This is a genomic window from Virgibacillus sp. (assembly GCF_013393565.1).
Classification (GTDB): domain Bacteria; phylum Bacillota; class Bacilli; order Bacillales; family Amphibacillaceae; genus Virgibacillus; species Virgibacillus dokdonensis.
In genome coordinates this window covers 1-23,763 of record NZ_JABXHF010000037.1, presented here as the reverse complement: position 1 = coordinate 23,763, position 23,763 = coordinate 1, and the positions used below count along the sequence as shown (strand labels likewise).

Below are 23,763 nucleotides of genomic sequence, written 5' to 3'. Positions count from 1 at the left end.
TGTTTTCTTATTAAGAAGCACCTTTCCCTTCTATTTTTCGAAGCTAGATATAAGCTGATTTCCATTTAGGCTAGCGTCTAACAACATTTAATTAATCTTAAAATTTTTAGAGGAAATCAAATTTATAAAGGAATAATCTATATAAGAAATTCGAATGTCGTGAATATTTTACATTATGTAAAAAACAAAAAAATAAATTACAATAATTGTATTAGAATTCCAGAAAGAAAAGAGGTATCTCAATGTTAGAGAACTATATATCTGCAGGAAGGGCTGAGAAGAAATGGACCCAGCAACACTTTTCGATGACGTAGGTGTTAGTCGCCAAACAATTGCAGCATTAGAAAAAACAAATATAACCCTTCATTGATATCGGCCTTTAAGATTTCTAATTCATTGGGAAAAGAGATTACAGAAGTATTTAAATTTAAGGAGAAAGTTGTATGATTACGTTAACCACAACCTATTTATAGAGCTAGCATTACTTATTATTGTTTCGGAAATATAACAAGCCAATTTTGAAAGAAAAAAGGAATCAATGGATGAAAGAGGAGAGTTATTATTTTTTTAAAATTAAATCTTTTTCTTATTCAATATTAACAGGAGGAATACTTCTTGGCGTTGCATTAGTAGCAATATTAGATGTGATTCATAAAGAGTATTTTATTTATTACGTAATGATTATATTCTATATTCAAAGTATTGTTCCCTCAATATATTTAGCTGTAGCTAAACGAATATAAAAAATACAAATACAACACTTTGAGAAGTAACTTCTCAAAGTGTTGTAAAAAATCCCTACTTTTTAATTGGAATTTCGCATGTTTTCTCATTGCAGGAACCAGTAGGAAAAATAGTTCGTCCATTTGCAATCCAGTCATAAACTTTTTGTCCCATTCCTATCTTAGATGATAGACTCAATAATGGTTCAAAAAACCTTACATACATATTCTGTTGATGCTGTTTATACCATTCTCTAATTTGTTAGTTGAGTTGATATTATAATCGAATACATCGTCTTTCCAACATAGGAATATCTAGACATTATGGTGAAAAAGGCAAGCTACCCTTTTCCTGGTTTATTTTAAAATCCTCTTATTATTGTCACAACTACAATGAAATGATACGACTAGCAGCTTTCGTTAAGCGATTCATTACTGCTTGTCCAATACCTTGTTCAGGAAAAGACTCACAAAGAATAATATCAACTTCCCCTAATTTAAAGGTACGTAATGCGCCATATAAATTGGCAGCTACTTGCTCCATTGTATTTCCTAGCCTTATGATTGCTTCTACCTGTAGCCTTTCCACGGTACCGTCTTTCCCCATGACACCAACTCTTTTTCCTTCCATCTGTAAACGGTAGATCATACTCTGCAAGTTTTCGCTAGCCCCAGAAACAATCCATAGCGGAACTTCAGGGGAATAATGCCGATACTTCATGCCCGGAGATTTTGGTTGTTCATTTTCATTTTTTACTGCTAAGCCAGGATCAACCATAACAGCCCCCGCTACTTTTTCAATTTGCTCTTTCGTGATACCACCCGGTCGTAAAATAACCGGAATATCCTGCGTGCAATCAATGACAGTTGATTCTAATCCAACACCAGTAGCCCCACCATCCAAAATTCCAGCAATCTTATCACTTAAATCATGCCATACATGTCTAGCACTAGTTGGGCTAGGTCTTCCCGATATATTGGCACTTGGTGCAGCAATTGGTAACTGACATGCGGATAGCAACTGATGAGCAACTGGGTGACTCGGGATTCGGACACCGACAGTATCTAAACCTGCTGTTACAGCAGGAGAACACACATCATTACTCGGTAAGACGAACGTAATTGGCCCTGGCGTATAAGCAACTAATAATTTATCTACATAAGCAGGCCAATAACGTACTAGACTTTCCATTTGCAAAGCATCGGCCACATGAACAATTAGCGGATTATCCTGTGGACGCCCTTTTGCCTGAAATATTTTCTGTACTGCTTGCTCATTTGTAGCATTAGCTCCTAATCCATACACAGTCTCCGTTGGAAAAGCAACAATTTCGCCTTGGTGCAGTAGCTGACTCGCTTCGATTATCGACTCTTGTTGTTCTCTTTTAGTCATTTTAGATATATTCCAATACTTCGTTTTCATTTTCAGTTACCTCTTTTCTACTAACATTATTTTAGTAGATCAAGACGGGTTGCGCAATGAAAGCAAACAGAGTTGCTGTTATTTTGATACTTGAATACTAAGGACGCAATTAATAATCGCCTCGACAACAATGGGAATAATTTAAACCAAAGACATTTGCCGCGATTGGATTAGGACAGTAAAAAGAGGATAGTTTTTCATTCCAATATAGGAAAGTATGAGATGTTTTTGGTTTATAGTATAAGAAAAACAAAGGCTTTTTCCATAAGACTTGGTGACAAGCCAAGTTTTTCTAGGGAATACTATGAAAATATATTCACTTTTACTATACTAAAAACCTGTGGATAACTAATGAACAACATATCCACAGGCCTTACATTTATAAACCTTTATTATTAAGTTTTTTTTACATTTATACACATTTTCCACAACAAATTTAAATGTTATCCACAAAAACAGTGGATAACATTGTTAGTAACTTAATTTTTCGGCAATTTATTTTAGATAACCATCACGAAACATGATACAACCACCAATTACCGTCTTTTTGATCAAATTTATCAACAAAAGCTCTCTCTTTTTGTGGATGAAACTGCAAAGCTTCAAGTAAAATATCCACAACTGGTTGATGACTATGCACATAAACTCTTTTTGCGTGCTGTTGTTTAGCCATCGTTAAAATGGATTCCAATAATACTGGAAGGACAGCTGCTTCTGATTGTGTAATATATAGCTGTTTTAACCAATACGTTCCTTCTTCCATTTCCTCAAGGATAAAACAACCTTCTATCTTTCCTTTTATCTCAACAACATACCCTTTTTGTAATAAACTATCCTTATTCATATGTGGATTACTTAGTAAAAAGTAGTCTAACTTTTCCTGCGATACTTTGTTAGCCTGAATTAAATTCATTTCTACTCACCCCTATTACGGTTTAATAGTTTTGCTTATATATAAATATAGTATATGCACAGACAACGAAATTATGACCAGCCTAACCATTCAAACAAGAAAAAGCTCACTTCCGTATCTTCATCATCTTCTCGCTCCACTTCTTTCTCTTCTTCTTTATCTTCTGTCGTTTCAGCTGATACGGCGCTCGTTCCGTTAGAAAAATCTAGAAAACAGAGAGGAGGAAATAAAACACACCACCAATTGTCACCTTTCCCTTCTCCAATTGTAATTAAAACTGCTTCATATTCACCTGCAGGATATAAAAATTCACCATATATTTTCGTTGGAAAGGAAACATTTTTATTGTAAGACACTTCATAACTTTGTTTTACATCCGCTTCCTTGAGCACGGACCCTACAATCTGATTTAAGTCTGGTATACGTTTTTCTATTAAACTTCTAGCCTGCTCAATATCTGTAATATCCTCTACCCATTTCGTAATCTCTTTATTCACTTGATCGCGTATACTTCTTTTTAATTCTTGATCTGCTTCACTATCACTATTAGCCAATATACGTAAACGGATCGCTTCATCCGGAATAACTTGATATTCATCTTGATTGTTAAGCGCTGTTTCCCCTGATTTTTGGCTTATCACTTGCCCAGGAATAATTAATAATCCAATAAATAATATAACAGCAAAAAATACTAGTTTTTTCATCACCGTCATCCCCCTTTGTATTCTTCATTATGTACAAAGGGCGATGATTTTAAACTAGTATTCTTAAATATTATTATTTACAATGACCATCCGATCTTTTCCATTGATGTCTTGTAACACTTGTGGATAACTGTCAGGATAAACATACTTGATTAAATCAGATACAGCTTCACCTTGTTGATAGCCTATTTCAAAAGCAACCAAATAAGGTCTCTCGGACAATTGCGCCATTTGATAAACAATTTTTTTGTAAGCAGCTAATCCATTTTGTTCTGCAAACAAAGCTAAATGAGGATCAAAGTTTTTCACTGTATCTGCCATAAAAGAAATATCCTCCCTCGCAATATAAGGAGGATTACAAACCAATACATCCATAGAAATATTTTGTTCTAGTACTGGTGCTAAAAAATCGCCAGCAGTAAATACAACAGCAGCTTGATGTCGGCTCGCATTTTCCTTCGCTACTTTTAGAGCTTGTTCCGAGATATCTGTTGCGTAAACCATCGCCTTAGGCAACTCTAAAGCGAGTGTAATGGCAATTATGCCACTTCCTGTACCCACATCAACAATAGTCGGGCACTTATCCACAAAATGATGGTTTACATGTTGAATAACCTGCTGCACGAGCTCCTCTGTTTCTGGCCTCGGAATAAGTACATCTTCGTTTACCTTAAATTCCCGTCCATAAAACGAAGTGCACCCCATCAAATGCTGTACTGGTATACCCGTTGAAGCATGTTGCTTAATGGCTGCCATATACGGTGTAAGCACTTCTTCTGGAACAAGTTGTTGCATATTCATGTAAAATTTAGTAGCGGTCACTTGTAAAAAATGTTGTAGCAAAATAACGGCAACATTTTTTTCTCGACCGTGTTCCTCTAAAAAAAGGGAAGCCCATTGAAGGACTTCGTATTGTTTCTTCACTTCCATATTATTCACCAATTTGTTCCAATTTCTTCGTTTGCTCTTCCATAATTAACGCTTCAATAATTTCATCTAATTTACCTTCTAGAATTTGATCTAGTTTCTGAATAGTTAAACCAATCCGATGATCGGTTACACGATTTTGCGGAAAGTTATAGGTGCGAATACGCTCTGATCGATCTCCAGTTCCTACTGCAGATTTACGATTTTCATCGTATTCAGCTTGAGCTTCTTGTTGATACATATCATATATTCTAGCTCGCAGCACCTTCATTGCTTTTTCTTTATTTTTAATTTGCGATTTCTCATCTTGAATTGAAACCACGATGCCTGTTGGAACATGCGTTAAACGAACAGCTGACATTGTTGTGTTAACACTTTGACCACCCGGCCCACTAGAGGCAAAGGTATCCACACGTATATCCTTTTCATGAATATCCACTTCCACTTCTTCAGCCTCGGGCAGGACAGCTACGGTCGCCGTTGATGTATGAATTCTTCCGCCTGATTCCGTCTCAGGAACACGCTGAACACGATGGGCGCCGTTTTCATATTTCAAACGAGAGTAAGCACCTTTACCGTTAATCATAAAGATAATTTCTTTGTATCCACCTACACCAGTTGTATGAGCTTCCATGACTTCTAGTTTCCACCCATAAGTCTCGGCGTAACGGGAATACATCCGATATAAGTCTCCTGCAAATAATGCCGCTTCGTCTCCACCGGCAGCTCCGCGTATTTCCATAAATACGTTTTTATCGTCATTTGGATCTTTCGGCAATAGTAAAACTTTTAACTTCTCTTCCAATTGTTGTTTATTTTCTGTAAGCTCGTTAATTTCAAGTTTTACCATTTCTTCCATTTCTTCATCTAGCTCGTCTTCTTGCATTTCTTTTGCGTCTTTTAACTGCTGTACGACATCTTTATATTCTCGATAAACTTGAACAACATCTTCTAAGCTTGATTGTTCTTTGGAATATTCTCGAAGCTTTGTCGCATCGCTAATTACTTCCGGATCACTTAGCAATTCATTTAATTTATTGTAACGATCTTCTAAAGATTGTAAACGATCTAACATCACGGCCACCTCTTTCTAATTAACAGTATAATTATAGTATACTCCTGTTATTAGGTCAAAATCGGTGTGGATTAAAGACAAGAACTTCTTTAAAACACCTCTAAGTTCGTGTTCAGGTTGTGCTAGTCTTATTTTATACGAGATAAGAAAATCGGCTTATTTGGACATTTTTGTTAAACATATGTTGGTTGTTGCTTTATTCGGTTTATTTGGTACTTCATGGTGATGGCGGCATCTTGGCTCATAAGATTCAGAAGCTCCAACTAATATAATTGGATCATCATAAGAAGCTGGTTGCCCGTTGATTAAACGTTGTGTTCTACTTGCTGGAGAACCACAAATGGGACAAATAGCATTCAACTTCGTGACGGACTCGCTTAACGCCATTAATTGCGGCATAGAACCAAATGGCTCCCCACGAAAATCTGTGTCTAAACCAGCAACCACAACCCGTATACCAGCATCCGCTAATTGTTCTACAATAGTGACAATGGAAGCATCAAAAAATTGCGCTTCATCTATACCAACAATATCCACATTTTCATTTATATGTTCAAGCAAATCTGCTACATCTTTAATTGGTCGAGCGATTATCGACGTTCCATTGTGAGATACGACTGCTTCTTTTTCATAACGGTCATCTAGAGATGGCTTAAATACCCTTACAGTTAAATTAGCGTATGTAGCACGTCGGACTCGGCGAATCAATTCCTCTGATTTACCTGAAAACATGCTCCCACAAATCAATTCTACCCAGCCACTTTGTTTCATTACATACATACGTCTTGTCCCCCACTTTTCCATTTTCGTTTATTTCCATTTTGCTTATCTGTTCGTTTTTCTATACATGCTTCACTTTCTATGAACATACAACGAATTTGAAGTTCATTTACAAATTTCCATGGTGAAAACTGTAGTTTTTCCTTATACGACAATCCTTATAATTTTATATTTCTATAGTATAAAGTAAAAAACAGGCAAAGTTGGAGATTTTGCCTGTTTTATACACTATTGTAAATAGATGATTCGTGTTCGGAACTTCATGGGTTCCAACAATTACTTCATATTATATTTTTTCTTGAAGCGATCCACTCGACCACCGACTTTATCAGCCTTTTGCTTACCAGTGTAAAATGGATGTGATTCTGAGCTGATCTCCACACGAATTAATGGGTACGTATTCCCATCTTCCCACTCAATTGTTTCATTGGATGATTTGGTAGATCCACTTAAAAATTTAAAGTCGGAACTCGTATCAAGAAAAACTACTTTTTGGTACTCTGGATGAATATCCTTTTTCATGTTTTCCACTCCTTTTTGCCCTGAATCCTTTGGAGACAGAGTTATTGTAAGAGCCCTCATAGGTAAAATACCTGATCTAAACTCACATAAAAAGATTATAACAGGATGATTTCTATAATGCAATAGTAGGCTTTACCTACTCGGGATTAGAAAATCTTGGCTTAGCGTCATGTGTCTATAGGGAAAGCTGTAGTTTTCTTGATATGAAAAGACGTATTAGTAAATGCTGCTGCCCTCCCAATGCAAGCAATGACTGTTTCTTATAAAGAATAAATCTAATTTTATACTTGGCTATAGTGTGAAAAGCGTGAACAGGTTTAGAATATACTTTAAGAACGTTTCATGCCACGTCGCTTCATCTCTTCATCCATCATTTGGAAAAATTCTTCATTATTTTTTGAAGCTCTTAATCTACGTAAGAAGCGTTCCAGAAAATCATTAGAATCTTGCATTGTTTTACGAATAGCCCACATTTTATCCAAGTGCGATTTATTAACAAGTAATTCTTCTTTTCTAGTTCCAGACCGTAAAATGTCAATAGCAGGAAATATACGACGCTGAGCCAGATTACGATCTAAGTGTAATTCCATATTACCGGTTCCTTTAAATTCCTCATAAATCACATCATCCATGCGTGAGCCTGTATCGATCAATGCTGTCGCTAATACTGTGAAGCTTCCACCCTCTTCGATATTTCGAGCAGCTCCAAAAAATCGTTTTGGACGATGAAACGCAGCAGGATCAATACCACCTGATAACGTACGTCCACTAGGCGGAATAACGAGGTTATACGCGCGCGCCAAACGAGTAATACTGTCCATTAAAACGATAACATCTCGCTTATGTTCCACTAAACGCATTGCCCGTTCTAATACAAGCTCCGATACTTTTATATGACTCTCCGGAACTTCATCAAATGTCGAACTGACAACATCCACATCAGGATGTACAGAGCGCTCAATGTCTGTTACTTCTTCAGGGCGCTCATCTACTAAAAGAATAATTAATTTTGCATCTGGATGATTTTCAGAAATGCTGTTAGCAATCTCTTTTAATAAAGTTGTCTTCCCAGCTTTAGGTGGAGCAACAATTAGTCCACGCTGTCCATAACCGACAGGTGTCATTAAATCAATAATACGTGTTGATATTTCATTTGATTTCGTTTCTAGCTTCATTAAGCGATCTGGGTATAATGCAGTTAGCGCTGGGAAATGCACACGTTCTTTCGCTGTTTCTGGGTCATCTCCATTGACAGCATCTACATGTAATAGACCATAATATCTTTCGTTTTCTTTAGGAGGTCGAACCTTTCCAGATACTTTATCACCATTACGTAAATCAAAGCGTCTAATTTGCGAAGCTGAAATATAAATATCTTCAGCGCTTGGTGAATAGTTAATCGGTCTTAAAAAACCAAATCCCTCGGAAGGAATAATTTCTAATATCCCATCCATAAAGAGGTAGCCATCTTTTTCCGCTTGCGCTTTTAAAATTGCAAAAATTAGTTCTTTTTTCGTTAACTTTGCATAATAAGAGATTTTATACTCTCTTGCTAATTGGTAAATCTCTTTTAATGTTAACGTCTCCAAACGGGAGATAGTTAGTCCTGCCATAAAATCACCTTACCTATAAAAATTTTACTTTCTCTGTTGAAAAACTTGGCTATTCGCTATGTCTTGATAGCAAAAACGCCGTCCACTTTCTTTATCGTATAAATAAAAAACTTGGCTTGTTGACACATCTTTTAAGCGGAAAAAGATGCTGTTTTTACTATAAACCAAAAAAATCTTATACTTTCCTATAGAAAAAAAGATATATATGGTTTTACTAGTACATCTACTACATTATACGAGGATCATGCCCAAACAGACGAAGTGAGATGGTATTTTCTCTTTTAAAACCTGTTCATCTGGAATTACATATAGAAGTAAACTTCAGCCAATTTTTTCTTCATTTCTAGTATCAAAAGTTTTTTTAGTTTGAATTGCTGCAAGAGTCATTTCTACTTAGTTGTAAAGCAATCGTTTTACATCGTCTTTTCCTTCGAATAAAAGCTGCTGTATGGCTACTACTTTCAAAAATTGGAAAAACCAAGCTGGACAAGTCTATATGGGGAAATACCCATACTCAAATATCCTTCTCATCAGCAGCCTGTCCGTTCTACCAATCGGCTACTACCAAACCGTAGTTTTTCTTATACTTTTCTATAGTGTAAAAGACAACCGCATTAATTGGAAAATTTAGTTTATGCACATAAACTCGTAGAAATGTATTTTAATTGAGATGGCCTTTTTCCCTTTCCTTATTCAACTTTATACTTCATGTAGAATGTAGCCTATACCAACTACCAAATGTATTCCATGATACTTCAGTAATATAGCATGAGAAAAACATGACTTCACACCAAGGATTTAAGTCGATAATTACCGTTCTTCTTATACTTTAAACCGCTAGAAATTTTGATACTTTCCTAATAGTACAAGAAATTGAATAGAATTTTTCACTTCTTTATTGGAAAGCCTGTCTTCGAAGAAATGAAGATATTTTGTAGGGAAGCTAGATTCGAAGTTCAACATAATACATAAATTATAAACATATACCATCTTACTCTTTTAACATGCAAAATTCAACCGTATAACGCTATTTAATTACACAAATTATACTAGGTTCATTTTAGCATATGCGAATGAATCTTGAAATAAAACAGAATTGATAAAATGCAAGACAATTCAACGAGGGGTATTCCTATGGTTGGCATGAAAATATGAACTACATGGAAATCTTAAGAAAAAATTATCCTTTTCCCACCTGTTATCTACGCTCATCTTATAAAATCTTTCATCATACTTAGGCTAAATCTAATCTTCTACGGAAACTTGTGCTTTTCTTATACGATTATTGCCAACTATTTATGGTTAGAATAAACTTGAAAATTCCCCATAGTGTAGAGAAAAGGAAGCTGGTGTGCGTAGCTTCCTTGTTACATAAAAGTGAAAAGATAAGGAGCGAGTCACCTTGTTTACAGTTTTCCTTAGGTTCGATCTCAAAATAGAAAGCGGCTCGCTCCATGCAACCTTTTTAATAAAATATAAGAAATGTGCTCTATCTTTTATTTATTCCCCGTTATGAAGTGAACTATACCTATTATTTTATAACGAGATCTGGTTTTTTCTTCAAGCTATGTGTACCATCAATAAAGCGAACGGTTCCACTTTTTGCTCGCATAACTACTGTTTCAGTAGTAGCATTCGTTCCTTTAAATTGAACGCCTTTTAATAATTCTCCGTCTGTAACTCCAGTAGCAGCAAAAATGGCGTCATCCCCGCTGCAAAAATCATCCATATGCAATACTTTATTAATATCCATAATACCCATTTTCGAGCAACGATCGGATTCTTCTTTATTTGCAGGAACCAATTTACCTTGTATTTCTCCCCCCAAGCATTTAAGGGCAGCAGCTGCAATAACACCTTCTGGAGCTCCACCAATTCCTAGTAACATATCCACTCCAGTTTCATCAAAAGCTGTATTGATAGCTCCTGCAACATCACCATTTGAAATTAGCTTAATGCGAGCGCCAGCCTCGCGGATTTCCTCAATTAATTTATGGTGACGTGGCCGATCCAAAACAGTTACTACTACATCTTCTACCGCTTTATTTTTTGCTTTAGCAACGGCTTGTATATTATCAAATGTAGAAGCATTAATATCAATTGTACCAACTGCTTCAGGGCCTACTGCGATTTTATCCATATACATATCTGGTGCATGTAATAATGTTCCTTTATCTGCTATTGCAATTACAGAAAGTGCATTCCAAGAGCCGTTTGCCACGATACTCGTTCCTTCTAGAGGATCAACAGCAACATCAACCCCTGGTCCATTACCTGTACCGAGCTTTTCTCCAATATATAGCATAGGTGCTTCGTCCATCTCTCCTTCGCCAATGACGACCGTACCTTGCATTGGAATTGTATCAAAAACAGCACGCATAGCGGTTGTCGCTGCATCATCTGCTTCTTCTTTCTTACCTCTTCCCATCCAACGTGCTGATTTTAAAGCTGCGGCTTCCGTGACTCTTACTAATTCCATTGATAAGCTTCTTTCCAAAGTTAACCTCTCCCTTTTGTAAACTGTCCTCATCCCAAGAAGAAGTTTGACAAAAAGTATTCTCTCTTTAACAAGCTGATTTCTTCTTAAACCATCTTTACACAACTAGTATACGACATATGATTTATAGATGAAACAATCCAACTGCAATTTATAACTTATCTATCACATTAGAAAAAATTGATTATTCAAATAAAAAGCTGTCGCTTTGCTTCTATCATAAACCTAAAATTGTATGCTTTTCTATTGTGCCAAAAAGTCGTTACGAATTTTGTAATTCTTCAACTTCTTCCTGCGTCATCGTATCGCGCCAAATTTTTGCACCTAAATTCGTTAGCTTCTCTGTAATCTTTTCGTACCCTCGATCGATATGATCCAATCCCGTTATTTCAGTAATTCCCTCAGCCATTAAGCCGGCAATAATTAATGCTGCTCCAGCACGAAGGTCCGTAGCATTCACTTTAGCTCCTTGTAATTGCACAGGGCCTGACACAATAGCAGATCCACCTTCTACTTTAATGGAAGCATTCATTCTGCGTAACTCGTCAATATGCTTCAACCTTGCCGTATAAATTGTGTCTGTAACAACTCCAGTACTTTCTGCTTTTGTTAGCAGCGTTGTAAACGGTTGCTGTAGATCTGTAGGGAAACCAGGATATACGAGTGTTTTTATATCTACACTTTTAAAAGGTTGTTTCGGCGCAATAAATAGTTGCTCATTATTTTCCTCGATGGGAACGCCCATTTCTCGCATCTTTGCTAATAGTGATTCCAAATGTGGAGGAATGACATTATCAATCGTTACTTCTTTTCCCATAGCAGCGGCTGCTATAGCAAATGTTCCTGCTTCAATTCGGTCCGGAATGATCGTATGACGGCAGCCGTTTAGGTAAGGAACGCCTTCTATGCGAATCACATCCGTACCAACGCCTTTAATCTTTGCCCCCATATTTGTAAGCAAAGTGGCTACATCAATAATCTCAGGCTCTTTAGCTGCATTCTCTATAATTGTCTTTCCTTTTGCTTTTACAGCAGCAAGCATAATATTGATCGTTGCCCCAACGCTAACAACATCTAGGTATATACGTGCACCAGTCAATTCCTTCGCACGCAAATAGATTGCTCCCTGTTCATTTGTAACTTCTGCTCCAAGTGCTTCAAAGCCTTTAATATGCTGGTCAATAGGTCTAGGGCCTAAAAAACAGCCACCAGGTAACCCTATAACCGCTTTTTTAAATTTCCCAAGCATTGCACCCATAAAATAATATGATGCTCTTAGTTTTTTTACTTTTCCATTTGGTAGCGGCATCGCTATCATCTTAGCAGGATCAATGTGCACGGTTTGTCCATCCCAGGAAACCGAACCTCCAATTTCCTCTAGTAAATCCCCTAATGTGTACACATCAGATATTTGCGGAAGTCCTTCTATCGTCACGTCAGAGTCAGCCAATATAGCAGCAGGTAATAATGCGACAGCACTATTTTTCGCTCCACTTATACGAACTTTGCCATTTAGAAAATGACCACCTTCAACGAACATTTTTTGCATGTAAAAACCTCACTTAAGCAAGGAACATGCGAGCGCATATCCATGCGCCCACATTTACTTGCAATCTTTATTGCAGTAAACACTGCCTTGTCTCTTAGGTTGTACAACATTTCCATTTATATGCAACTAATTTTTTTTATTCCAATCAGCCAAAAACTTTTCAATTCCTTGATCTGTTAATGGATGTGACACGAGTTGCTGAAGTACTTTAAATGGAATAGTGGCTATATGTGCACCCTTTTGTGCAGCATCTATAACATGTAAAGGATGGCGAATTGATGCAGCAATAATTTCAGTGTGAATGCTATGCTTCCTAAAAATATCAGCGATCGTTTCAATCAGGTCCATTCCGTTATGCCCAATATCATCGAGGCGACCAAGAAAAGGAGACACATAAGTTGCACCAGCACGAGCAGCAAGCAAAGCTTGATTTGCATTAAAAATAAGTGTAACGTTCGTCTTAATGTTTAAATCACTGAATGCTTTCACTGCCTTTAAGCCTTCTAGTGTCATTGGAACCTTCACTGTAATATTAGGAGCTATAGCCGCAAGCTCTTTTCCCTCTCGTATCATGCCCTCTGCATTTTCTGCAATTACTTCCGCACTAACCGAGCCAGACACTTCATTCGTTATCTCTTGCAGACGATCATGAAAAGATACACCTTCTTTTGCTACAAGACTAGGGTTTGTGGTTACCCCATCTAGAACACCAAGTGCATTTGCTTCACGAATTTCATCAATATTAGCTGTATCAATAAAGAATTTCATAAATTCCTGCCCCCTTCACATATTGTATAAAAAACTTAGCTTGTTTTTAAAACAATCTATCTTCTATATTATAAAGCATGAGCTTGTAAAAGATAAGAAAATACGTTTATGCTTTTTGTGATGAACCAAATTCACGCATTTTACCAATAACAGTTTCTTTAATCGCATCTTTACCAGGTCCTAAGTATTTACGTGGATCATATAGATCAGGGTTTTCGTTCAAAACTTCACGTACCTTATTCGCTTGAGCGATTTGATTTTCTGTATTTACATTAATTTTAGCAGTTCCAAGTGAAATAGCGCGTTGAATATCTTTTGTAGGAATACCTGTACCTCCGTGAAGTACTAAAGGTAGTTCTACTGTATCTAGAATTTCTTCCATTTCTTTGAAGCCAAGGTTAGGTTCCCCTTTATAAGGACCATGAACAGAACCCAGTGCAGGAGCTAAACAGTCAATACCTGTTGCATCAACTAATTTTTTACACTCTTTTGGATCTGCATAAATAACTCCATCGGCAACTACATCGTCTTCTTGTCCACCGACAGTTCCTAGCTCAGCTTCTACAGACACACCGTGTAAGTGAGCTAATTCCACGACTTTTTTCGTAACAGCTATATTTTCTTCTAATGGATCATGAGACGCATCAATCATAACAGAAGTGAAACCAGCATGAATTGCTTCCGCACACTTTGCAAAGCTTGAACCGTGATCTAAATGTATCGCAACAGGTACAGTTGTGCCATATGCTTCCATTAGTGATTTCACCATTGCAACAACAACATTAAAACCACCCATATATCTTGCAGCACCTTCAGAAACCCCGATAATGACAGGAGATTTTTCCTCTTCTGCAGCTTGCAAAATGGCTTGACCGTACTCTAGGTTATTTAAGTTAAATTGACCAACTGCATAACCATTTTCTTTCCCTTTTTCTAACATTTCTTTCATTGATACTAATGGCATGTATATCCTCCTCTAGATGAACATTACACCTATGTCAAAATAAATTACACTAATAGAATACCAACAACTGCACAAAGTCGCAACAATACGCTTGTGAAATTATTTCAAAATGGAGTGAACCAATTCGCAAACTTCCTTAATATTAAATGGTTTACTAAGAATGGTTACAATATTATTACAATCTTCTTTTTCTCGAACAACACCTTCTGTCATGCCAGTCATGACAATTACAGGGATTTGATTGTTTGGTTTTTCCAACTGCTTTAATACTTCAAATGCATTGAATATCGGTAATTGATAATCCATCAACACTAAATGGTAAACGGAAGCATTCATCTTTTCTAGCCCCTCTTTTCCAGTGCTAGCAGTTTCTACATGATATCCTTCTTCCGTTAGTATATCCGTTAATAGCATACAGATACCTGGCTGATCATCAACAACAAGGATTGTTTTTTTCACTATTAACTTCCCCTTTCCAAATCATTTGCCCCCAACAATACTATTCTCTATTACATAACAGATATCCTGCTGCATTTGCTGTTTATCTTAGAGAAACTTGGCTTATCTCCAAGTCTTATGGAGAAAAGCTTTTTTTCTTATACGATAAACCCTAATTTTATACTTTTTTATAGTATAAATAAAATAAAAAAGGGAGCCGCCTACCTTCACCCCGACTCCCGTTTCTAACATATCCCTTATTTATAGACTCCTTATGCTTTCTGAAAATCAACTGCCGCTCCAACAAATCCTTTAAATAAAGCTTGTGCTCGAGTCGGTCGCGATGTAAATTCTGGATGGAATTGACTTGCTACAAACCAAGGATGATCTGCAATTTCAATCGTTTCTACTAGTCGACCATCAGGGCTAGTACCAGAAAATACAAAACCGTATTCTTCCATTTGCTCACGGTAAACATTATTAAATTCATAACGATGACGGTGGCGTTCTTCAATATAATCAGCACCATTATAAGCTGCTTTCACTTTTGTACCGTCTTTTAGTTTGCAAGGGTAAACTCCAAGTCTCAATGTGCCACCAAGGTCAGAGATATCTTTTTGCTCTGGAAGCAAATCAATAATCGGGTATGCTGTATCAGGATCAATTTCTGAAGAATGCGCACCATAAAGACCTACGACATTGCGAGCAAACTCTACAGTAGCTAATTGCATACCTAAACAAATGCCTAAGAACGGAATTTTATTTTCACGTGCGTATTGAACAGCTGTGATTTTCCCTTCAATACCTCGATCACCAAATCCTCCAGGTACTAAAATCCCATCTACATGCTGTAATTGTTCATGAATCGTTTTCTCATCGAGCAACTCCGAATTCACCCAATGTACACGAATATCAGCATCATACATAAATCCAGCATGCTTCAATGCTTCTACTACGGACAAATAGGCATCCGGAAGCTCCACATATTTCCCAACTAAAGCTATATCTACTGTTTTGGATAAGTGACGCACTTTGTTTAGAAGCTCCAGCCACTCTTCCATATCTGCCTCCTTGCAGTCTAGCCCAAAATGATTACAAGTGAGCTCATCTAATCGTTGCTCTTGTAAAGCAATCGGCACTTGATACAATGTATCTGCATCTAACATTTCTATAACAGCTTTTTCATTTATATCACAAAACAAAGCTATCTTTTCCTTCATTTCTTTACTAATCGCTTGTTCGGTTCGTAACACGATAACGTCTGGCTGAATTCCTAATGAACGTAATTCTTTGACACTGTGTTGTGTGGGTTTTGTTTTCATTTCACCAGCAGCTTGAATATAAGGAACAAGGGTACAATGCAAATACATAACGCTGTCCCTGCCTACATCTTTCTTAATTTGGCGAATAGCTTCCAAAAAAGGTAATGATTCAATATCACCAACCGTGCCACCAATCTCCGTTATAACAATGTCTGCTCCTGTCGCTTCACCCGCACGAAATACTTGTTCTTTTATTTCGTTTGTAATATGTGGTATAACTTGAACTGTTCCACCTAAATAGTCTCCACGTCGTTCTTTGCGAATGACACTTGAATACACTTTACCTGTTGTAATATTGCTATATTTATTTAGATTAATATCGATAAAGCGTTCGTAGTGACCTAAATCTAAGTCTGTCTCCGCACCATCTTCTGTCACATAAACTTCTCCATGTTGATAAGGACTCATCGTACCAGGGTCAACATTAATATAAGGGTCAAATTTTTGGATCGTCACTTGTAAACCGCGATTTTTTAATAACCTTCCTAATGAAGCAGCTGTAATTCCTTTTCCTAAAGAGGATACAACTCCTCCAGTTACAAAAATATACTTGGTCATCTTTTCTTTCCCTCTTTCTCTATATTGTGAAATGCGATAATGAAAACTTTATTCAGTAAGCTGATTGCTTACTGGATGCCTAAGTACCACATGGGTATATAAAGTAAAGATTCTTACATGAATCCATCGCTTAGGAGCTATTTTCTCTCACTTAACTTGTTTCGCATGCGTAACAAGCGGCATAAAACCCTAGCAAAAACAATAAAAGCGTCTCCCCAATCAACCGAGGAAACGCTTTGTTAATTAAAATAAAAGAGCCCAAGATAAATTGTACTGACCTCATTAAAAAAAGTCAAGGCTTTAAAGGATGTTTTAAATTTCCAGATGCATTGTATTCGTTATCCAATGTCGTTTAATTTCTATCCTCAGTTTCATCGTCATCGTCATACGCTTCATCCAAATCTTCATCATATGCTTCATCGTCAAAATCTTCGTCTAATTCTTCTGCATCATAATCTAGACCTATATCTAAATCATCATCTAAAATCTCAATATCCTCATCAACAATATCCAACTCATCTTCGTCTTTTTTCTTCTTTGCTTTTTTCTTTCTTTTCGGAGCAACATTTACTTCTTCATCCATTTTTTCTACAGGGTACCAACGCTTTAATCCCCACATATTTTCGCCAACAGTAAGAAATCTACCTTCAACATTTAAATCTGTATAAAATTGTGCAATCGCATCTTTCTTTTGCTTTTCTGTATAGCCTTTCAAATCTGCTAAACGATTAAATAAGTCTTTAAAGTGAAATGATTTTCTTTCTTCTGCCAGTAATAAGCTAGCCAACTCAATCATTGGCATTTTTTGAATTTCTTCGTGGCTATATTGATTTAAGCTCACGGTCATGCACTCCCTTTAATTTATATTGATGGCTTCTATACCGTTTATTTCATAATAATGAGGTTGCATAATAGAAATGGTTCTCTGTTTGAACACGCACGAATAATATATTATGTAACCTACTTTTGTTCTATCCCTCTATTCTCTTTAATGGATATGAACAACATAATTGAAACCACTTTAACCATACCATACATTATAAACAAAATTATATAGTTTATGCTAGAGATAAAGCAGAAAAAATGCAAGTAAAATGTAGATAGTGACCGCTACGGAAAAACACTACGATTTCCATGGACTGGAGCTCAGACTCCTCGAAAGAAAACAGTTCGCTTTTTTCCTGGGGGGACTTTCCACTGCGCTTTCCCACCGGACAAGGGAAGCTGCGTCAGCGAAACATCGCATGAAGAAAATGACTGTTCATTTTCGAGGAATCTCCGTGTTTTTCCTCCGCTAACTTAATAGTATCAACTGTCGCTATTTTGGACTGTATCCGCTCGCTCTTACGCAATCCAATCTACTTAACAAACGGATAGTGTATATTTCCATCATGCACCAAGGTATGTTGAAAGCAAAGCGACCCAAACGTGAACCATTTTTGTTCTTCTAGTTGGATTGTCCATCCTTGTTCTTGTTGCTTTTCTTTGATAACCTTGTTCGCCTGCACGAGCACTTTATACATCACATATTGAAGACGTTCTTCCAAACAGACTAAATCATATGATTTTTTATTTATGTTAGAAAAGCTTGTCTATCGTAAGCATTTATAACGATAGAACACCGTCGTTTTGCTTAAACTATAAATCTTAAAAAATCTATAGTGTGAAAAAGAAAAACTTCGCATGAGAAACGTTATACTCATACAAAGCTTTTTGGTTTCCAACGAGATGGTATGCCTGCTTTCTTTAGCTTTTATCGCTCAAGGATTTAGCCTGAATAGATTGTATTAGAAATTGAATTTGGCTATCCATGTAAGTCTCCAGTGTAAATTGCTTTTGTAACATCCATCTCCGAAATCCCCACATCTGCCCTTGAATAAAAATATTATTGGCAAGGAGTTGCCGCTCATTCGAGTTCAAGGAATGAGGAAAGCATTTAGCAATAACTCGCTCTAACATAGACACCATATCTTTTTCTTTCTGTAGCACATAATCTTTACTCTCTTTTTTTAGCGACTTTACTTCTTGGTACATAATGATGACTTCTTCTTGCATGTCATCCATTAAATAAAAATAGGAACGAATTACATTAATAAAATGCGCCAAGGAAGAATTATCAGGATCAATTTGTGCTTCTAAACGTTCACGTACCTGTAAATAAATAGAGTCACATACAAGAAATAGAATGTCTTCTTTTGTACGAATGTATTCATATAAAGTTCCGATGCTAAACCCGGCTTCTTTGGCAATTTCTCTTGTTGTTGTCCGATGGAACCCCTTTTTTTCAAACAAACTAATCGCGGATCTAATAATTTGATTCCGTCGCTTCTCAATTAACGACGGATCTTTGATGGAAGAAAGGATCGAGTTCATTTCCTTCACTCCTTCCCGTTAGGTACTTGGATTCCCACATGCGGCAGTAGCTAATAGCTTAAAACACAAGCTATACGAACGACATCACACACATTGTAAACAGATGTCACCTTACAGTCCGTTTCGTGTTAAAGAGTTAAGATATCATTTTGTAAGCATCCTACCAATGACGAGACGTTGAATTTCATTTGTTCCTTCATATATTTGGGTGATTTTTGCATCTCGCATGTATCGTTCGACAGGATAATCTTTCGTATATCCGTAACCACCAAATATTTGTACAGCCTCCACCGTAATCCTCATCGCGGCATCACCTGCGAACAACTTCGACATAGCAGAAGCCTTTCCGTATTCCATACCCTGTGATTCCAACCAAGCTGCTTGATACGTCAGTAAGCGAGCAGCTTCTACCTCTGTAGCCATGTCTGCTAATTTAAACGAAATACCTTGATTTGCTGCAATTGGCTTACCAAATTGTACCCTTTCCTTGGCATACGTGGTCGCAGCATCCAAAGCACCTTGCGCAATTCCTAATGCCTGTGCCGCAATACCATTTCGCCCACCATCTAACGTGCTCATTGCTATTTTAAACCCTTCCCCTTCGTTACCAAGTCGATTTGCTTTTGGTATACGGCAATTTTCAAAAATTAATTCCGTTGTCGGTGAAGATCGAATTCCGAGCTTTTTTTCTTTTTTACCAAATGAAAATCCTTTTGTTCCTTTTTCAACGATAAATGCTGTAATACCTTTATGCTTAGCATCAGCGTCTGTTTTAGCAAAAACAATATACATATCTGCTACCTCGCCGTTGGTAATCCACACTTTATTACCGTTTAAAATGTAACTGTCTCCATCTTCTTTTGCAGTTGTTGACATAGACACAACATCACTTCCCGCAGCAGGTTCGGATAAAGCATAGGCACCTAACGCCTTTCCAGTTGCTAAGCGATGCAAAAAGTTGTGCTTTTGTTCTTCTGAACCGTACTTATAAATTGGCCAACTCGCTAAAGATACATGCGCAGATAAAGTGACGCCTGTCGAAGCACATACACGTGACAGCTCTTCAACAGCTATAACATAACTCATATAATCAGAGCCAATCCCGCCATATTCTTCTGGCCAAGGAATTCCCGTTAGCCCAAGTTCTGCCATCTGGTCAAAAATCACCCGATCAAATCGCTCTTCTTCATCTCGTTCTGCAGCTGAAGGTTCTACTTCATTTTCCGCAAATTCGCGTACCATTTTTTTTAGCATCTTTTGTTCATCCGTAAGATCAAAATTCATGGACATTTCCTCCTTATTGTTTGAGTAAATTTTTAGCTACCACCATGCGTTGAATTTCACTCGAGCCTTCGTATATTTCCGTAATTTTTGCGTCACGGAACAGTCGTTCAACAGGATAATCTTCCGTATAGCCGTAACCACCAAATATTTGCACCGCTTCAATGGCATTATCTACAGCTACTTTAGAAGCGTGTAATTTAGCCATGGAAACTTCTTTCCCTGATGTCACACCACGCTCTACGAAATGAGTTGCTTGGTAGACGAGTAGTTTAGCCGCCTCTGTCCGAGTTGCCATGTCCGCTAATTTAAAGGAAATGCCTTGGTTTTCTGCAATTGACTTGCCAAATTGCTTTCGTTCTTTGGCATACTTTGTTGCCTGCTCTAGCGCTGCTTCACTTATTCCAAGCGCTTGAGCCGCTATACCAATTCTACCGACATTTAAATTATGCATGGCAATTTTAAACCCTTTTCCTTCTTCTCCCAAAAGTTGTTCTTTGCTAATGCGACAATTGTCAAACGTCAGTGTCACTGTATTGGATCCGTGTAGCCCCATTTTCTTCTCTGGTTTACCAATGATAAGCCCGGGAGTATCCCGCTCCACGATAAACGCACTAATTTCTCTTTCTCCTGTACGCGCAAAGGTGATATATGTATCAGCCACACCACCATTTGTAATAAACACTTTCGACCCATTTAAAATGTATACCTCTCCGTCTTTCACAGCTTTTGTTTTTAGACTTGCTGCATCCGATCCTGCATTCGGCTCTGTTAAAGCAAAAGCCCCTAAATATTCACCACTTGCCAGTTTAGGAAGGTAAAAATCCTTTTGCTGTTCCGTACCAAAATAAAGAATCGGATTCGTTCCAACAGATGTATGGACGGATAAAATAACACCTACCGTTGCACTCACCTTTGATATCTCATGAATGGTTTGAATATACGCAGTGTAATCCATTCCTGCTCCGCCATATTTCTCTGGAATAGGAATTCCCATTAGTCCAAGCTCTCCCATTTGCTTGACGACTTCTATTGGAAAGCGATCCTCCTCTTCCATAAGAGGTACCGCCTTCAAGATTTCGGTTTGCGCAAAATCTCTCACCATTTTATTTAGCATTTGTTGCTCGTCGGTCCAACGCAGCATATTGTTTTCCTCCTCGATCTTTACAAGTTTTTACGTATACACATAAAAACCTCGACCTGTTTTTTTACCTAACCATCCCGCTTGCACATATTGCTTAAGTAACGGGCAAGGTCGGTATTTACTATCGGAAAAGCCTTCATGCAGTACCTCCATAATGTACAAACATGTATCCAAACCAATAAAGTCAGCGAGTGTTAACGGACCCATCGGATGATTCATACCTAGTTTCATCGATGTATCTATATCTTCTGCCGTAGCAACTCCTTCTTGTAATGTATAAATAGCCTCGTTAATCATTGGCATTAATATACGGTTGGAAACAAAACCTGGGAAATCCGCGACAGTAACTGGCGTTTTATGTAATGCTCTCGCCATTTGCTCAACTTTAAAATAGGTTTCATCACTTGTTTGTAATCCCCGAATAATTTCCACCAACTCCATAATTGGAACCGGATTCATAAAATGCATGCCAATCACCCGGTCAGGGCGATTCGTCGCAGATGCTAGTTTAGTAATTGGCAAAGATGACGTATTAGAAGCTAAAATAGTACGTGCTGGCGCTAATTGGTCCAACTCTTTAAAAATAGCCGCTTTTGCATCCATATTTTCGATGACAGCCTCAATAACGATATCCGCCTTTTCCACAGCTTCTACCTTCTCTGCACGTTGCAATCTTTGCAGCGTTTCATCACGTTGTTCTTCCGTTATTCGTTCTTTTTCAAAAGCTCGTTGTACAAACGTGTGAATTCTTTTCATACCATTATCCAATGATGCGACATGTTTATCATATACGACTACATGAAACCCAGCTTGAGCACAGACCTGGGCAATTCCTGCCCCCATTTGCCCAGCGCCTATGACCATCACTTGTTTAATATCCAATTCCTCTCCCCCTTGTTAATTACTGTTTAGGTACTTCGATTAAAACAGCGTCACCTTGACCTCCTCCGCTACAAATTGCAGCAATGCCAAGTCCACCCCCACGTCGTTTAAGCTCATAAATAAGCGTTAGAATAATCCGCGCTCCACTTGCACCGATTGGATGACCCAATGCAACTGCCCCACCATTTACATTCACCTTTTCCGGATCCATCCCGGCAATTTTGCCACTCGCTAATGCCACTGCAGCAAACGCTTCATTAATTTCAAATAAATCAATTTCTTCTTTGGAATACCCCGTTTTTTCCAATAATTGATTAATAACTAGACCTGGTGTTTTCGGAAAATCTTCTGCAGGAACAGCAATTTCCGTATGCCCTTTTATAACTGCTAATGCTTCTTTTCCAAGTTCAGAAGCTTTTTCATCTGACATAACAACAAATGCACATGCACCATCATTTATCCCCGGAGCATTCCCTGCGGTGATCGTACCATCTCGGTCAAATGCCGATCGAAGCTTCGCTAGTTTTTCTATGCTCGTATCTTTTCTTGGAGCTTCATCTTGATCGACAATAATTGGCCCCCCCCTACGTTGTGGCACTTCCATAGCTACAATCTCTTCAGCAAACTTGCCATCCTCTATCGCTTCTACAGCACGTTGATGGCTGCGATACGCCCATTCATCCTGTTCCTCTCGCGTTAAATCATACTCTGCTGCTGTCGTATTGCCATACGTTCCCATATGCACACCATGGAAAGAACAAGTCAATCCATCATGTACCATCATATCGACAACTTTCTTGTCACCCATTCGATTACCCCAACGAGCATCTGGTAAAAAGTATGGAGCATTACTCATGCTCTCCATCCCACCAGCAACAATGATATCTTCATCTCCTAAACGAATAAGCTGGTTTGCTAATGTAACACTTCGTAATCCCGAGGCACATACCTTGTTCACCGTTTCTGTCTTCACTTCCCAAGGAATTCCTGCTTCCCTGGCTGCTTGTCTAGAAGGAATTTGCCCTTGACCGCCCTGTAAAACATTTCCTATAATTACCTCATCTACATCACTACCAGTTATATGGGCACGTTTTAATGCTTCTTCAATAGCCTTCCCCCCTAACTGTGAAGCGGTAAAAGGTTGTAGTGCACCACCAAACTTTCCAAACGGAGTCCTAGCTCCAGATACAATCACTGCTTCTCTCATAACTTATTAATCACTCCTTTATTTTGATTGAACGCTCGCTCATCGTTTCATTCGGAATATGTTCAAAAAGCTAGTTACTTAGAAAAACTTGGCTTGTCGCC

General features: G+C 37.7%; 21 protein-coding genes and 1 pseudogene. 1 reads left to right on the top strand and 21 read right to left on the bottom strand.

From position 1 onward, the window contains the following. Positions 1–242: 242 nt before the first annotated feature. Positions 243–447: pseudogene (locus HLX49_RS09590) on the top strand (helix-turn-helix transcriptional regulator). A 663-nt stretch (positions 448–1,110) separates the two neighbouring features. Here HLX49_RS09590 and HLX49_RS09585 read toward each other — a convergent pair. The 21 genes from HLX49_RS09585 to HLX49_RS09485 all read right to left on the bottom strand — a co-directional run bounded on the left by HLX49_RS09585 (position 1,111) and on the right by HLX49_RS09485 (position 23,662). Beyond that, positions 1,111–2,145 carry an L-threonylcarbamoyladenylate synthase gene (locus tag HLX49_RS09585; protein ID WP_296361534.1) on the bottom strand — a complete coding sequence of 345 codons (1,035 nt, stop codon included), beginning with the start codon at positions 2,143–2,145 and terminating at the stop codon, positions 1,111–1,113. A 511-nt stretch (positions 2,146–2,656) separates the two neighbouring features. Continuing rightward, on the bottom strand, positions 2,657–3,058 hold the full coding sequence (locus tag HLX49_RS09580; protein WP_077706424.1) for a GNAT family N-acetyltransferase: 402 nt from the start codon (positions 3,056–3,058) through the stop codon (positions 2,657–2,659). Between the two features lie 71 nt (positions 3,059–3,129). Continuing rightward, positions 3,130–3,762, bottom strand: coding sequence for a stage II sporulation protein R (spoIIR, locus tag HLX49_RS09575; RefSeq protein WP_101932868.1), 633 nt, complete (start codon positions 3,760–3,762; stop codon positions 3,130–3,132). A 63-nt stretch (positions 3,763–3,825) separates the two neighbouring features. Next, positions 3,826–4,701 (bottom strand): peptide chain release factor N(5)-glutamine methyltransferase, encoded by an 876-nt coding sequence (gene prmC, locus HLX49_RS09570; protein ID WP_296361540.1) that lies wholly within the window; start codon positions 4,699–4,701, stop codon positions 3,826–3,828. Then, positions 4,694–5,764 carry a peptide chain release factor 1 gene (gene prfA, locus HLX49_RS09565; protein WP_077706427.1) on the bottom strand — a complete coding sequence of 357 codons (1,071 nt, stop codon included), beginning with the start codon at positions 5,762–5,764 and terminating at the stop codon, positions 4,694–4,696. Before prfA ends, prmC begins: the two co-directional genes overlap by 8 nt. 156 nt (positions 5,765–5,920) lie before the next feature. Further along, positions 5,921–6,544 (bottom strand): thymidine kinase, encoded by a 624-nt coding sequence (locus HLX49_RS09560; RefSeq protein ID WP_077706428.1) that lies wholly within the window; start codon positions 6,542–6,544, stop codon positions 5,921–5,923. Positions 6,545–6,820: 276 nt separating this feature from the next. After that, positions 6,821–7,066 carry a type B 50S ribosomal protein L31 gene (locus HLX49_RS09555; RefSeq protein WP_073009220.1) on the bottom strand — a complete coding sequence of 82 codons (246 nt, stop codon included), beginning with the start codon at positions 7,064–7,066 and terminating at the stop codon, positions 6,821–6,823. A 329-nt stretch (positions 7,067–7,395) separates the two neighbouring features. Continuing rightward, entirely contained in the window at positions 7,396–8,679 is a 1,284-nt protein-coding gene (rho, locus tag HLX49_RS09550; protein WP_077706430.1) for a transcription termination factor Rho, read from the bottom strand. A 1,531-nt stretch (positions 8,680–10,210) separates the two neighbouring features. After that, on the bottom strand, positions 10,211–11,176 hold the full coding sequence (glpX, locus tag HLX49_RS09545; protein WP_077706431.1) for a class II fructose-bisphosphatase: 966 nt from the start codon (positions 11,174–11,176) through the stop codon (positions 10,211–10,213). A gap of 262 nt (positions 11,177–11,438) precedes the next feature. After that, positions 11,439–12,725: a UDP-N-acetylglucosamine 1-carboxyvinyltransferase gene (locus tag HLX49_RS09540; RefSeq protein WP_077706432.1), complete on the bottom strand. Its 1,287-nt coding sequence runs from the start codon at positions 12,723–12,725 to the stop codon at positions 11,439–11,441. A 126-nt stretch (positions 12,726–12,851) separates the two neighbouring features. Further along, complete coding sequence (gene fsa, locus HLX49_RS09535; RefSeq protein ID WP_077706433.1) at positions 12,852–13,493, bottom strand: fructose-6-phosphate aldolase; 642 nt, start codon at positions 13,491–13,493, stop codon at positions 12,852–12,854. Between the two features lie 106 nt (positions 13,494–13,599). Beyond that, positions 13,600–14,457 (bottom strand): class II fructose-bisphosphate aldolase, encoded by an 858-nt coding sequence (locus HLX49_RS09530; protein ID WP_077706436.1) that lies wholly within the window; start codon positions 14,455–14,457, stop codon positions 13,600–13,602. A 99-nt stretch (positions 14,458–14,556) separates the two neighbouring features. Continuing rightward, positions 14,557–14,916, bottom strand: coding sequence for a response regulator (locus HLX49_RS09525; RefSeq protein WP_077706437.1), 360 nt, complete (start codon positions 14,914–14,916; stop codon positions 14,557–14,559). Between the two features lie 251 nt (positions 14,917–15,167). Beyond that, on the bottom strand, positions 15,168–16,775 hold the full coding sequence (locus HLX49_RS09520) for a CTP synthase (protein ID WP_077706438.1): 1,608 nt from the start codon (positions 16,773–16,775) through the stop codon (positions 15,168–15,170). 352 nt (positions 16,776–17,127) lie between these two features. Then, positions 17,128–17,622, bottom strand: a complete 495-nt coding sequence (gene rpoE, locus HLX49_RS09515) for a DNA-directed RNA polymerase subunit delta (RefSeq protein WP_331805306.1) — start codon at positions 17,620–17,622, stop codon at positions 17,128–17,130. 511 nt (positions 17,623–18,133) lie between these two features. Beyond that, entirely contained in the window at positions 18,134–18,322 is a 189-nt protein-coding gene (locus HLX49_RS09510; protein WP_141130767.1) for a hypothetical protein, read from the bottom strand. A 199-nt stretch (positions 18,323–18,521) separates the two neighbouring features. Next, entirely contained in the window at positions 18,522–19,148 is a 627-nt protein-coding gene (locus HLX49_RS09505; protein ID WP_077706441.1) for a TetR/AcrR family transcriptional regulator, read from the bottom strand. A 144-nt stretch (positions 19,149–19,292) separates the two neighbouring features. Then, positions 19,293–20,432 carry an acyl-CoA dehydrogenase gene (locus HLX49_RS09500; RefSeq protein ID WP_077706442.1) on the bottom strand — a complete coding sequence of 380 codons (1,140 nt, stop codon included), beginning with the start codon at positions 20,430–20,432 and terminating at the stop codon, positions 19,293–19,295. A gap of 13 nt (positions 20,433–20,445) precedes the next feature. Then, the gene (locus HLX49_RS09495) at positions 20,446–21,573 is read right to left on the bottom strand and encodes an acyl-CoA dehydrogenase (protein WP_296361517.1); all 1,128 of its coding nucleotides are present in this window, start codon (positions 21,571–21,573) and stop codon (positions 20,446–20,448) included. 30 nt (positions 21,574–21,603) lie between these two features. After that, positions 21,604–22,455 (bottom strand): 3-hydroxybutyryl-CoA dehydrogenase, encoded by an 852-nt coding sequence (locus HLX49_RS09490; RefSeq protein ID WP_077706445.1) that lies wholly within the window; start codon positions 22,453–22,455, stop codon positions 21,604–21,606. 19 nt (positions 22,456–22,474) lie between these two features. Then, positions 22,475–23,662, bottom strand: a complete 1,188-nt coding sequence (locus tag HLX49_RS09485; RefSeq protein WP_296361515.1) for an acetyl-CoA C-acetyltransferase — start codon at positions 23,660–23,662, stop codon at positions 22,475–22,477. Positions 23,663–23,763: the final 101 nt, after the last annotated feature.

Coding starts and splice junctions, on each gene's coding strand:
- HLX49_RS09585 (WP_296361534.1), bottom strand. CDS start 2,145: ATGAAAACGAAGTATTGGAATATATCTAAAATGACTAAAAGAGAACAA.
- HLX49_RS09580 (WP_077706424.1), bottom strand. CDS start 3,058: ATGAATTTAATTCAGGCTAACAAAGTATCGCAGGAAAAGTTAGACTAC.
- spoIIR (WP_101932868.1), bottom strand. CDS start 3,762: ATGAAAAAACTAGTATTTTTTGCTGTTATATTATTTATTGGATTATTA.
- prfA (WP_077706427.1), bottom strand. CDS start 5,764: ATGTTAGATCGTTTACAATCTTTAGAAGATCGTTACAATAAATTAAAT.
- HLX49_RS09560 (WP_077706428.1), bottom strand. CDS start 6,544: ATGTATGTAATGAAACAAAGTGGCTGGGTAGAATTGATTTGTGGGAGC.
- HLX49_RS09555 (WP_073009220.1), bottom strand. CDS start 7,066: ATGAAAAAGGATATTCATCCAGAGTACCAAAAAGTAGTTTTTCTTGAT.
- rho (WP_077706430.1), bottom strand. CDS start 8,679: ATGGCAGGACTAACTATCTCCCGTTTGGAGACGTTAACATTAAAAGAG.
- HLX49_RS09540 (WP_077706432.1), bottom strand. CDS start 12,725: ATGCAAAAAATGTTCGTTGAAGGTGGTCATTTTCTAAATGGCAAAGTT.
- fsa (WP_077706433.1), bottom strand. CDS start 13,493: ATGAAATTCTTTATTGATACAGCTAATATTGATGAAATTCGTGAAGCA.
- HLX49_RS09530 (WP_077706436.1), bottom strand. CDS start 14,457: ATGCCATTAGTATCAATGAAAGAAATGTTAGAAAAAGGGAAAGAAAAT.
- HLX49_RS09520 (WP_077706438.1), bottom strand. CDS start 16,775: ATGACCAAGTATATTTTTGTAACTGGAGGAGTTGTATCCTCTTTAGGA.
- rpoE (WP_331805306.1), bottom strand. CDS start 17,622: ATGACCGTGAGCTTAAATCAATATAGCCACGAAGAAATTCAAAAAATG.
- HLX49_RS09505 (WP_077706441.1), bottom strand. CDS start 19,148: ATGAACTCGATCCTTTCTTCCATCAAAGATCCGTCGTTAATTGAGAAG.
- HLX49_RS09500 (WP_077706442.1), bottom strand. CDS start 20,432: ATGAATTTTGATCTTACGGATGAACAAAAGATGCTAAAAAAAATGGTA.
- HLX49_RS09495 (WP_296361517.1), bottom strand. CDS start 21,573: ATGCTGCGTTGGACCGACGAGCAACAAATGCTAAATAAAATGGTGAGA.
- HLX49_RS09485 (WP_296361515.1), bottom strand. CDS start 23,662: ATGAGAGAAGCAGTGATTGTATCTGGAGCTAGGACTCCGTTTGGAAAG.